The organism is Actinopolymorpha cephalotaxi (assembly GCF_013408535.1).
Classification (GTDB): Bacteria; Actinomycetota; Actinomycetes; order Propionibacteriales; family Actinopolymorphaceae; genus Actinopolymorpha; species Actinopolymorpha cephalotaxi.
Map to the genome: position 1 here is coordinate 5,416,858 of NZ_JACBZA010000001.1, position 11,052 is coordinate 5,427,909.

The window sequence follows — 11,052 nt, forward strand, 5'->3', positions numbered from 1 at the left end:
CCTGCGGCTACTTGACCGCCCCGGCGACGACCGAGTCGCGAAGCTGGCGCTGGAAGATGATGTACACCACGAGCACCGGCGTCACGGTGATCACGACGGCCGCGAACAGCGCGCCGAAGTCGACCGAGTAGCCGGCCTGGGACTGGAACGACGCCATCCCCTGGGTCAGCACGTAGTTGCCGGTGTCGGTGTTCAGCGCGACCGGGAGCAGGAACTGGTTCCACAGACCCAGGAAGTTGAAGATCGCCACCGACGCGATGCCCGGCCGCGCCATCGGCAACATGACCTGGAAGAACGTCCGCCACTCCCCCGCACCGTCGACCTGCGCCGCCTCGTACACGTCGTAGGGCAGGGTCTTGAAGAACGAGTGCAGGAAGAAGACCGTGAACGGCAACGCGAACGCGACGTAGGTGAGGATCAGCCCGGGCAGGGTGTTCAGCAGGCCGAAGTTCTGCAGCACGAAGAACAGCGGGACGATCGCCAGGAAGACGGGGAACGTCAGTCCGGCCAGCATCAGGTAGTAGACGACGCGGTTACCGGGGAACTTGAACCGTGCGAGGACGTACGAACACATCGCCCCCAGCAGCATCACGATCACCAGCGCGGATCCCACGACGATGACGGTGTTCAGGAAGTACCGTCCGACACCGGACGTGGTCCACGCGTTGGCGTAGTTCTGCCACTCGAAGTGGTGCGGCCAGGTCAGTGGGTTGCCCAGCACTTCCTGGGTCGTCTTGAACGAGGAGACGAGGACCCACACCAGCGGAAGCAGGACGATCAGCGCCCAGAGCGTCAGCAGGACGTGCGCGACCACGTTGTAGGCGACCGAACTCTCCTGGGCGGAGTCCCGGCGCGACGTGCGGGGAGCCCGCGGTGCCCGCGCCCGCTCGGCCTCGGTGACCTGCGTCATCGGCGTGCCTCCTTGTCGCGACCGCCGGTGAGGGCGTTCACCGTGAACACCAGAGCCGCGAACACGAGCGTGACGACCGCGAGCATCACACCCATCGCGGTGGCGTAGCCGAACCTGCCCTTGGTGAAGGCGGTGTTGAAGAGTTCCTGGGCCATCACCAGGGTGGAGTTCTGCGGGCCGCCGCCGGGGTTCAGCGCCGCCATGTAGACGAACGAGTCGAGCGAGGCGATGCCGAGGTAGACCCAGGCCGTCTGGATGTTGTCCCTGATCAACGGGATGATGATCGACCACGCGGTGCGCAGCCGGCCCGCGCCGTCGATCCGGGCGGCCTCGAACACGTCGGGGTCGATGCCCCGGATGGCGGCGATGAACAACACCATGTAGAAGCCGACGAAGCTCCAGATGATGGCGAACATCGATGCACCCATGGCGGTCCGGGAGTCACCCAGCCAGGCGAAGTTCTCGAACCCGCCGAGTCCGGCGCCGGTGAGCAGCGCGTTGAGGATGCCGCGTGCGGGGTCGTAGATCTGGGCCCAGATAATGCCGATGACGATGCCCGGAATGGTGTACGGGAAGAACGACACCACCCGGTAGATGTTGGAGTTGCGCAGGCCGCGGACCGTGCCGGTGCCGCTGCTGCCGACCGTCATCAGCGTCGCCAGGACGAGCGCCATGACGATGGTCACCGCGGGCACGACCAGGCCGAGCACGATGCTGTTCTGGATCGACTTGACGAACTGGTCGTCCTGGAAGAGCCGGACGTAGTTGTCGAAGCCGACGAAGTTCATCGAGGCGCTGAACCCACTCCAGTCGGTGAGGGAGTAGTACAGCGCCTGTACGAACGGGGAGATGACGAAGACCGCGAAGATCACCAGCGGCAGGCCGAGGAACACGGCGAAGAAGCTCACCCGGTCGAAGGTGAGCGGACGCCGGCGTCCCCGGCCGGCCGGGCGAGTGCCGGCCGGCCGGGTGGCGGTGGTGGTGCGACTGCTCACGAAGTGACCTTGAGCTTCTTGACCGAGGAGTCGTTGGCAACCTTGTCGCTGATCTGCTGCAGGCCCTTGGTCAGCCCCGCCACGTCGAGCTTGCCGGACAGGAAGGAGTTCCACACCGTCAGCTGGTCTGCGTTCAGGCCGTAGTAGGTGCCGAACTGGTAGTTGAACACGTTGGTGCCGGCGGCTGACAGCATCGACGTCTGCGAGACCAGGGCCGAGGAGCCGAACCCGTCCGAGGGCACCGTGTCCTTGACGATGGTCGGCGCGAGGCGGGTCTTGCTGAAGTTGGTCGCGGCATCCTTGGACAGCATCGCCCGCAGGATCTCCTTGCCACCGGCGGAGTTCTTCGCCTTGCTCGGAACGATGAAGGGCTCACCGGCGGCGCTGCGCAGCGACTCGTACGGCATCTTCGGGCTGTCGGTGACGGTCATCTCCGGGATGCCGGTCATCGTGAAGCCGGCCTTGGTGGCCTTCTTCATCTCGTTCTCGATCCAGCCGCCGGAGGGGTAGAGGATCGCCTGCTGGTCGTTGCTCCACTTCGCCTGCGCGGAGGTGAACTGGGTCCCCGCACCGCCCGGAACGAAGTAGCCCTTCTTCACACAGGTCTCCATGGCCTTGAACACCTGCTGCAGGGCAGGGTGCGACCAGGCCTTCGGCTCGAGGTTCTCCAGCGCCAGCCGCACCTCCGGGCCGCCCTCCTTGATGGCGGAGTCCATGGCGAGCGTGTGGTAGTAGGTCGCCGCCTCCTTGCCCCAGACGAAGAGGTACTTGCCCTTGGCCTTCGCCTTCTCGCCGAGCGCGATGGTCTCGTCCCAGGTCTTCGGAGCCGTCCAGCCGTTCTGGTCGAAGAGCGTCTTGGAGTACCACACGGCGTAGACGGTCATCGCGTAGTTCATCGCGGCGAACTTGCCGCTGAACGTCCCCGGGTCCTTCACGTGGGGATAGACCGTGTCGGCGATCTTGGTGCCTTCGTAGTTGTTCGACTCGAACAGGTCGTCCAGCGACTCCAGCTGGTCGACGATGGTGTTGAAGCCGATCTGGTTGGCACCGGAGTTGTCGATGAGGTCGGGCGGGTTGCCGCCGACGAACCGCGGCTGCAACTGCTGGGCGATCTGCGTCGTCGGGGTGACCTTGGTCTTGGTGGAGAACTTGCCGTCGACCTGCTTGGTCGCGAACGTCACGTAGTCGTAGCCGTAACCACCGTTGAAGATCACCGCCTCGACGGATGAGCTCTTCTCCAGCCCGAACGGGTTGTTCGCCGACGTGGCGGACTTGGCGGGCTGCTTCTTCTTCGCACCGGAGTCGCCGGTGGTGCCTGCGGCACAGGAGGTCAGGGCCCCGCCGAAGGGTGCGAGCGCAGCCGCCCCGACGGCCCCCTGCAGGATGCGCCGCCGGGTGACCCGCCTGGTGTTCATGTCCATGGTGTGGTGCGACCTTCCGTGTCGATGATGAAGCGGTGCCGGTGCCGCCGGCTCTCGGACGCCTGCGAGCCGATGGCCCCGGGTCGGCCGGACGAGTGTGGAGCCCGTCGAGAGAAAGCGCGAGCATCCAGCGCGCAGCTTCCGATGTCGTCTGCCGGACGCGGCTGGTTCGTCGGCACCGGGCAGGCAGAGCGCGCGGGGATCGGCCCCTGCGGCAACACCGGCGTGAGGCGTTCGAAGGATCCGGCCGACGGACTCCGCGGCCGCCACCGCCGTTCGATGACCTGGGTGACCTGTGCGACCTGTGCCGCGTGGGCGTCCTGCCTGATGCTCACGAGTCCTTCCAGGTCGTCACTTCGCGCCTACCGTAGGTACCGACGCGCCGGTCAGGTGCGACGGAGTGTCAGGCAGCGTAGTGCCACCGTGATGGCCCAACAAGGATTTGCCGGTGCACTTGGCACACTTGTAATTAACTTGCACGATCGGCGCGACCTCCCGGACACCGGAGGCCTACTGGTATCACACAGAGTCACCGCGATCGACGCGTCCGGACTCGCATGTGCCGTGCCGCCGCACACCCTCGACGGCACGCAGGATCTCGCCGAACAGCTCGGTGGTGGACGGGTTGGCGAGCGCGCCGCTGGCCTCGTGGTCGGCGTACTCACGCATGTCGGCCGCCTGGGTGTGGTCGAGACTGAACGACGCCTGCGCGGACACGTAGTTCAGGTAGCCCGCGAGGTTCGCGCTGAACGACTCCATGCCGGTCATCCGCCCAGTGCCACCTGCCAGCCGGTAGGCGTGCAGGAACTCCCGCACCCGGTCGGCGTACACGACTCCGTCCTCGGTGCACCAGGGGGTCAGTACGCCGGCCAGCACGCGGTCCGGCATGCTCGGCCCGGCGTCCTCCCAGTCCAGCAACACGTGACGTCCGGCGCGGTCGACGAACACGTTCTGCGGCTGGAAGTCCAGGTGACTGTAGATCAGCGCCGCCGGGTCGAGCGGTTTCACCTGTGCGCACAGGGTGTTCAGCAGTGGAAGTCGCTGCTCCAGCAGGGACGCCCACGGCCGACGGTCTACTCTCCCCCTGGTCAGCAGGTCATCCCACTGTTCCGGCGTCGGCACCCGGTCGTACCACGGGTCGGAAGGGACGTGTGGGTAGGAGTACCGCAGGCCGTGCAGGACGCCCAGCGTGTGCCCGACCCAACGGATGACGCCCGGCTCACCGGCCTCGACCTGGCGGCCTTCCACCCACGTGAACACCCGCACGTCCGCACCGCCGAGGTCGGTCGGCAGCGTGCAGACGTACCGGCCGCCGACCGTACGCAGGTTGGCGGGCGAGGCGACCCCGGCGTCCGCGGCGGCGTCGCGGAGGGCGGCCTCCCGTACCACCGCGGCCTCGTCGAACCCCCAGAACAGCTCCTTGACCGCGTAGTCACGGCCCGAAAGCGACAGCCGCCAGATCCGGCCCATCGCACCACGGGCGATCGGGGTCAACCGGCCGTCGCAGTGGCCGCCCAGCGCGAACCGTTCGCACATGTACCGGATCGCGGCCTGCGTCGGCTCCAACCTTCGCTGCGCCATCACCCGGGTGAGGATGTCGCTCCCGGCGCTTCGGGGGCAACCGGTTTTGACCACGGTATGGGCCGGCCGTCGTTTCCCTTGCCACACTGGGCGGCATGTCGCTGCGCACGCCTCCCCCGACGGCTCGTGGTCCGGTCGAGATTGCCGAACGCCAGTCGCCTGCCGTACTCCCTCCGCGGCTGCGGCCCGGCGATCGCGTTCGGTTCGTGTCGCCGGCCAGTCCACCGAGCCGGGAGGGAGTCGAGCGCGGCGTCGAGCTGCTGACCGGCTGGGGTCTGCGGGTCGAGGTCGCCGACCACGTCTTCGACCAGGTGGGCTACCTGGCCGGTAGCGACGAGGATCGGCTGGCCGACGTCAACGCGGCCTTGCGCGACCCTGGTGTACGCGCCGTCTTCGCGACCCGGGGCGGCAAGGGTGCCTACCGCATCGCCGGCGACCTCGACTTCGACGCCGCCCGGCGCGACCCGAAGCCGCTGGTCGGGTTCAGCGACATCACCCATCTGCATCTCGCCCTGTGGCGGCACTGCCGGCTGGCGGGCATGCACGGGCCGTTCGTCAACTGGTACGACGAGTACACCGGCCCGGACGCGGCGGAGGCGCTGCGCCGATCGCTGACGACCACCGATCCCGTCACGGTGCACGCCGACCCGGACGTACCCACCGCGAAGGTCTCGACCGAAGGGACGGCGACCGGCTTCCTCCTCGGCGGCAACCTCACCGCGATCTGCACCGAGGTCGGCGCGGACCTGCCCAGCCTGGACGGTGCGATCCTGTTCGTCGAGGACCAGAAGGGCACCGGGCTGGGCCAGGTGGACCGGCAGCTCACCCAACTGCTGAGGTCCGGCGCCCTGGACGGAGTGCGCGGCGTGACCGTCGGCCAGTTCCCCGGTTTCGAACAGGACACCGTGCACGGCTGGACCATCCTCGACGTACTGCGTGACCGCCTCGGCAGGCTGGGGGTTCCCATCCTCGGCGGCATTCCGGCCGGCCATGCGAAACGACTCGACCTCCCCACCCTTCCACTCGGCACCGAGGCGAGCATCGACACCTCCGCCGGCACGTTGACCATTGAGGCAGGTGTGCGATGACGCGCCCAGACGCACTTCGGATCGGCATCGCCGGGGCCGCACGAGGGGCAGGTTTCGTCGCCGGGTTACGGGTGGCGGAGTCGGCCGGAAAGGCACGGCTGGAGGCGGTCTACGATCCGGATCCCTCCGCGGCGGAACGCTTCTCGCGCGAGTACGGCGTACCGGCGCCGTGCTCGAGCTTCGAGGAGCTTCTGGACCGTACCGACGCCGTGGTGCTCTCCTCGCCGCAGCACCACCACACCCCGCAGGCGATCGCCGCGCTCGACGCCGGCGTGCACGTGCTGTCGGAGGTGCCCGCCGCGGTCAGCCTGCCGCAGAGCGAGGCCCTCGTCGGGGCGGTCCGCGCGAGCACCGCGACCTACGCCATGGCCGAGAACCTCTGCTACACCCGGCCCAACCTGATCGTCCGGTCGATGGCGCGGTCCGGTGTCTTCGGTGACCTCTACTACGGCGAGGGCGAGTACCTCCACGACGTCCGCGAACTGCAGCAGACTTCAAGCGGGCAACGGAGTTGGCGGTCGTACTGGCAGACCGGCCGCAACGGTTTCACCTACCCCACCCACAGTCTCGGCCCGCTGCTGCAGTGGTTCGACGACCGCATCGTCGCGGTCAGCTGCGTGGGCACCGGCAACCACACCGCACCCGAGCACGAGATCGACGACACCGTGATCCTGCTCGCCCGTACCCGCCGCGGCGCCCTGCTGCGCGCCCGCCTCGACATGCTGTCCAACCGGCCGCACCTGATGGACTACTTCTCGCTGCAGGGCACCACCGGCGCCTACGAGGCGGCGCGGGCGACTGGTCAGGAGCCCAGGGTGTACGTGCGCGGGCGCAGCGGCGAGAACGCGTGGGATTCGCTGGACTCCTACGCCGCCGACTTCCTCCCGGCCCGTTACGCGCGACAGCCCACCCACGCAGGGCACTGGGGTGCGGACGCCTGGCCGATCCTCGACTTCATCGAGACCGTACGCGAAGGCCAACCACCACAGGGCTCGGTGCCGGTCGACGTCTACGCCGCGCTGAACATGTCCCTCCCCGGGATCGTGTCCGAGACCTCCATCCACCAGGGCGGAACCTGGATCGCGGTCCCCGACCCGGCGAGGTTCACCGGCGGCATCGGCACCGATCCCGGCCGGGAGAGTCCGCTGGCCTAGGGTCTGCCCATGAAGCTTCTTCTCACTTCCGCAGGCATCAGCAACCAGAGTATCTCCGACACGCTCGTCGAACTGCTGGGCAAGCCGATCGCCGAGTCCAGCGCCCTCATCGTCCCGACCGCCGTCTACCCGTTCCCCGGCGGCGCAGGCTCGGCGTGGCGGGCGATCTCCGGCAATGCTCGGAGCCCGCTGTGCGAGCTGGGCTGGAAGTCCCTGGGAGTGCTGGAGCTCACCGCGCTGCCAACCATCCGGGAGGAGAACTGGGTTCCTGCGGTCCGGGACGCCGACGCTCTGCTTGTCTGGGGCGGTGACGTGCTGTATCTGTGTCACTGGATGCGGCAGTCGGGCCTGGCGGACCTCCTGCCGTCGTTGAGCGAAACGGTCTACGTGGGCGTGAGCGCCGGGAGCATCGCGGTGACCCCCTACAACTGTGACGCGGAGTTCGACCTGGAGTTCGTGCCCACAGGCAGCGACATGGCGCAGGGAGCCGACAGGGCACTGGGGTTGGTGGATTTCACGTTGTATCCGCACCTCGATGACGCGGACATGCCGGACACCTCCTTGGCCAACATAGAGAAGTGGGCTGCCGAGATCCCGGTCCCGACGTACGCGATAGACGACGACACGGCCATCAAGGTGATCGACGGCACCGCCGAGGTCGTCTCCGAAGGGCACTGGAAGCTGTTCAACCCCTGACGCCGAATCCGCGCTTCCTCGCCAACTGGTGGTTGGCAACGCTCGTCAGCTCAGGGTCTCGAAGGATTCCGCGGCGCGCGTGGCGGTGCGCGACGCCCAGCGGCCGGTGCCGAGCAGCCCGAGCGCGACGATGCCGACGCCGAGTCCGAGCACCAGCCACCACACGCCGTGTGCCGTACGGACGAACGCCGGACCGCCGCGGCCCACCGCGGATCCCACGATCGTCCCGGAGATCGCAACGCCGATGGTGACGCCGACCTGCCGTCCCGTGGAGACCACCGACGCGGCCACCCCGGCCATCGCGCGGGGCATGCCGGCGACGGCGGTGTTGGTGATCGGCGGGTTGACGCAGGCCAGGAAGACGCCGAACGCCAGGAAGGACGCGAGTACGCCCGGCAGCGGGGTCGACGACCCGAGCAGGAGCGACATGCAGCCGCCCAGCACCAGCGCGGATCCGGCCACCAGCAACGGCAACCGGGGTCCCCGCGTACCCACGAAACGCCCCACGGCCGGCGAAAGCGCCGCCACCAGCACCCCGACCGGGAGCATGCTCAGCCCCGCGTGCAGCGGCGACATCCCCGCACGTCCTGGAGGTACTGCGGCGTCACGAACAGGAACGCGCCGAAGGCACACAACGCCAGCACGGCCGTCACGATCGCACCGCTGAACGACACACTGCGGAACAACCGCAACTCCAGCAGCGGATCCGCCCGGCGCGGCTCGTACGCCAGAATGCCCACCACGCTGAGCGCGGCGACGGCGAGCAGGCCGAGGATGACCGGCGAGGTCCACCCCAGCCGCCGGGACTCGATGATCGCGTAGACGACACTGCCCAGCATCAGGATCACCAGGAGCTGTCCCACCGGGTCGAACCGGCGCGCCCGGGCCGCGCGGGACTCCGGCACGAACACCGCGGTGCATCCGATCGCGGCGAGGACGATCGGCACGTTGACCCAGAAGATCGAGTGCCAGCCGAAGCCGTCCACGAGCGCTCCGCCGAGGATGGGACCGAGCGCCAGCGCCAGGCCGCTCACCGAGCCGAACACACCGATCGCCCTGGCCCGCTCGACCGGATCGGGGAACGTCGTGGCGACGATCGCCATCGCCACCGGGTTGAGCATCGTTCCGCCGACGGCCTGCAGCGCACGCGCGGCGACCAGCCAGCCGATGCCCGGCGCCAGGCCGCACAGCAACGACCCGACACCGAAGAACGCCAGCCCTATCTGGAAGATCCGCCGCCGCCCGACCCGATCGGCGGTCGACCCACCCAGCACCAGGAAGCCCGCCAGCACAAGGGTGTAGGCGTCAACCGTCCATTGCAGGCCGGACGTCGTTGCCCGCAGGTCGTGCCGAATCGCCGGCAAGGCGACGTTGACGATGGAAACGTCCATGATGACCACGAGCATGCTGATGCAGCAGATCGCGAGCACCACGAGCCGGTGACGCCGGCCGAGTTCGCCCGTTGGTGCGACAGTCGTCGAAAGCGCTGAGCTGCTCATGACGACGAAGCTAGGATTTAGAGCGTGCTCGAAGTCAACTCGAACTCCGAAGCCGCCCCACCCGACTCCGTTCCGGACGCGGGCCTGAGCATCGCCGAGGCCGCGAGCCGCACGGGAGTGAGCGCGCACACCCTGCGCTACTACGAACGCGCCGGACTGGTCGTCACCGACGTCGACCGCACCGCCGGCGGACGTCGCCGCTACCACCAGTTCGACCTCGACTGGATCGGCGTCTGCACCAGACTGCGCGCCACCGGCATGCCGATCAGGACCATTCGCCGGTACGCCGAACTCGTGTCCGCCGGACGCGGCAACGAGGAGGAACGCCTTTCCCTGCTGGAGGCGCACCGCACCGAGGTGCTCGCCCAGCTCGCCGACATCCAGGAGAACCTCCGGTTGATCGACCACAAGATCGACGTGTACCGCGGCCGGCTCGAGGCCGGAGACGCCGACCACCTGTGGGCACCCGCGCCGGACGGGCCGCCCCGCACCCGCCGCTGATGAGGTCCAGGCGGGTGTCGGACGTGGCCGGGGCCTCGGCTCGCCGGGCCGTGCTGGTCGCGACCGGGTGCGGCGTGCTGGCAGCGGCGGTCGCCTCGGTCGTGCTGCCGGCGCCGTACCTGCCCCTGATCGGCTGGGACGTGGGTGCGCTGGTGTTCCTGGCGATCATCTGGCGGCGGATCGGTCATCTCGACGGCCCGGCGACCGCCGCCGACGCGAGCCGGGAGGACCCCACCCGAGCCGTCGCCGACCTGGTGCTGCTGGTCGCCGCGGTGGCCAGCCTGCTGGCGATCGGCTGGATGATCGTACGAGCCAACGACCGGCAACCCCTCGATGTCGTCCTGCACGTCGGGCTCGGGGTCGCCAGCGTGATCGTCTCGTGGGTGGTGGTGCACACGATCTTCACGCTGCGGTACGCCCGGCTCTACTACTCCGATTACTCCGACGGCCGCGGCGGCGTGAACTTCCACGACTGCGACCCCGAAGCCCAACCGCGCTTCGTCGACTTCGCCTACATCGCCTTCACCGTCGGGATGACCTACCAGGTCTCCGACACCGAGCTGCGCACCACCAGCTTCCGCGGCCACGTGCTGCGCCAGGCGCTGATGTCGTACCTGTTCGGTGCGGTCATCCTGGCTCTGCTGATCAACCTGGTGGCCGGCCTGAACCGCTGACGACCTGCCGGCGACGACCCGGCCGCCGTCGCCAGGGATCAGTCCCGGACGCGGACCGGCCGGATCTCCACCCCGCCGTGGCGCGTCTGCACCTCCGGCAACCGGGAGGCCAGCTTGATCGCCTCGTCGAGGTCCGCGGCCTCCAGCAGGTAGTAGCCGCCGAGCACCTCCTTGGTCTCCACGAACGGTCCGTCGGTGACCATCAGCCGGCCGTTCGCGTCGTTGCGCAGGCTGGTCGCCGCCGAGGTCGACTCGAGTTCGTTCCCGCCGAGCAGGCCGGCCCCGGCCGCCGCGGCGAACTCGCCGTGCGCGCCCATGTAGTCCTGCACCTCCTCGGCCGTCAGCGCGTCCCACTTCTGCTCGTCGCCGTAGATGAGAACCAGGTACTTCGCCATCACAGATGTCCGTTTCGTGCGGGGCTCCGGTCGGCCCGTTCAGGTCGATGACGAACGGGATGTCCGCCGATCGACAGTGTGCCCGGCGAAAACTCGTGATCCAGACGCGTCCCACGTGAGACATGAACGTCTCACGTG

At 68.5% G+C, this 11,052-nt stretch carries 10 protein-coding genes and 1 pseudogene; 5 read left to right on the forward strand and 6 right to left on the reverse strand.

The features are described 5' to 3' along the window. Nucleotides 1-7: 7 nt before the first annotated feature. The 4 genes from FHR37_RS24045 to FHR37_RS24060 form a co-directional block, all read right to left on the reverse strand. A complete protein-coding gene (locus tag FHR37_RS24045) occupies nucleotides 8-910 on the reverse strand; it encodes a carbohydrate ABC transporter permease (RefSeq protein ID WP_092888942.1) in 903 nt (300 codons plus the stop codon). After that, a complete protein-coding gene (locus FHR37_RS24050) occupies nucleotides 907-1,905 on the reverse strand; it encodes a carbohydrate ABC transporter permease (RefSeq protein ID WP_092888945.1) in 999 nt (332 codons plus the stop codon). The genes FHR37_RS24045 and FHR37_RS24050 overlap by 4 nt, the downstream gene beginning before the upstream one ends. Further along, nucleotides 1,902-3,320: an N-acetylglucosamine/diacetylchitobiose ABC transporter substrate-binding protein gene (gene ngcE, locus FHR37_RS24055; RefSeq protein ID WP_237769078.1), complete on the reverse strand. Its 1,419-nt coding sequence runs from the start codon at nucleotides 3,318-3,320 to the stop codon at nucleotides 1,902-1,904. Before ngcE ends, FHR37_RS24050 begins: the two co-directional genes overlap by 4 nt. 525 nt (nucleotides 3,321-3,845) lie before the next feature. Further along, nucleotides 3,846-4,907: a phosphotransferase enzyme family protein gene (locus tag FHR37_RS24060; protein ID WP_092888951.1), complete on the reverse strand. Its 1,062-nt coding sequence runs from the start codon at nucleotides 4,905-4,907 to the stop codon at nucleotides 3,846-3,848. A 95-nt stretch (nucleotides 4,908-5,002) separates the two neighbouring features. Between FHR37_RS24060 and FHR37_RS24065 the strand changes: the two genes are divergently transcribed. Genes FHR37_RS24065 through FHR37_RS24075 form a run of 3 tightly spaced genes read left to right on the forward strand, consistent with a single transcriptional unit; the run spans nucleotide 5,003 to nucleotide 7,845 of the window. Next, nucleotides 5,003-5,995, forward strand: a complete 993-nt coding sequence (locus FHR37_RS24065) for a S66 peptidase family protein (protein WP_092888954.1) — start codon at nucleotides 5,003-5,005, stop codon at nucleotides 5,993-5,995. Beyond that, complete coding sequence (locus FHR37_RS24070) at nucleotides 5,992-7,149, forward strand: Gfo/Idh/MocA family protein (protein WP_092888957.1); 1,158 nt, start codon at nucleotides 5,992-5,994, stop codon at nucleotides 7,147-7,149. The genes FHR37_RS24065 and FHR37_RS24070 overlap by 4 nt, the downstream gene beginning before the upstream one ends. A 9-nt stretch (nucleotides 7,150-7,158) precedes the next feature. Further along, nucleotides 7,159-7,845: a Type 1 glutamine amidotransferase-like domain-containing protein gene (locus tag FHR37_RS24075; RefSeq protein ID WP_092888960.1), complete on the forward strand. Its 687-nt coding sequence runs from the start codon at nucleotides 7,159-7,161 to the stop codon at nucleotides 7,843-7,845. A gap of 45 nt (nucleotides 7,846-7,890) precedes the next feature. Here the strand turns inward: FHR37_RS24075 and FHR37_RS24080 are convergent. Further along, nucleotides 7,891-9,344, reverse strand: a pseudogene (locus tag FHR37_RS24080) (DHA2 family efflux MFS transporter permease subunit). 24 nt (nucleotides 9,345-9,368) lie between these two features. Here FHR37_RS24080 and FHR37_RS24085 point away from each other — a divergent pair. Together FHR37_RS24085 and FHR37_RS24090 are read left to right on the forward strand one after the other, a co-directional pair. Beyond that, nucleotides 9,369-9,845, forward strand: coding sequence for a MerR family transcriptional regulator (locus FHR37_RS24085; protein WP_092888963.1), 477 nt, complete (start codon nucleotides 9,369-9,371; stop codon nucleotides 9,843-9,845). Nucleotides 9,846-9,859: 14 nt separating this feature from the next. Next, the gene (locus tag FHR37_RS24090) at nucleotides 9,860-10,519 is read left to right on the forward strand and encodes a DUF1345 domain-containing protein (protein ID WP_202818364.1); all 660 of its coding nucleotides are present in this window, start codon (nucleotides 9,860-9,862) and stop codon (nucleotides 10,517-10,519) included. A gap of 38 nt (nucleotides 10,520-10,557) precedes the next feature. On the opposite strand, the gene FHR37_RS24095 is transcribed toward FHR37_RS24090, so the two are convergent. Next, nucleotides 10,558-10,914, reverse strand: coding sequence for a YciI family protein (locus FHR37_RS24095; RefSeq protein WP_092888966.1), 357 nt, complete (start codon nucleotides 10,912-10,914; stop codon nucleotides 10,558-10,560). Nucleotides 10,915-11,052: the final 138 nt, after the last annotated feature.

Coding starts and splice junctions, on each gene's coding strand:
- FHR37_RS24045 (WP_092888942.1), bottom strand. CDS start 910: ATGACGCAGGTCACCGAGGCCGAGCGGGCGCGGGCACCGCGGGCTCCC.
- ngcE (WP_237769078.1), bottom strand. CDS start 3,320: ATGAACACCAGGCGGGTCACCCGGCGGCGCATCCTGCAGGGGGCCGTC.
- FHR37_RS24060 (WP_092888951.1), bottom strand. CDS start 4,907: ATGGCGCAGCGAAGGTTGGAGCCGACGCAGGCCGCGATCCGGTACATG.
- FHR37_RS24065 (WP_092888954.1), top strand. CDS start 5,003: ATGTCGCTGCGCACGCCTCCCCCGACGGCTCGTGGTCCGGTCGAGATT.
- FHR37_RS24070 (WP_092888957.1), top strand. CDS start 5,992: ATGACGCGCCCAGACGCACTTCGGATCGGCATCGCCGGGGCCGCACGA.
- FHR37_RS24075 (WP_092888960.1), top strand. CDS start 7,159: ATGAAGCTTCTTCTCACTTCCGCAGGCATCAGCAACCAGAGTATCTCC.
- FHR37_RS24095 (WP_092888966.1), bottom strand. CDS start 10,914: ATGGCGAAGTACCTGGTTCTCATCTACGGCGACGAGCAGAAGTGGGAC.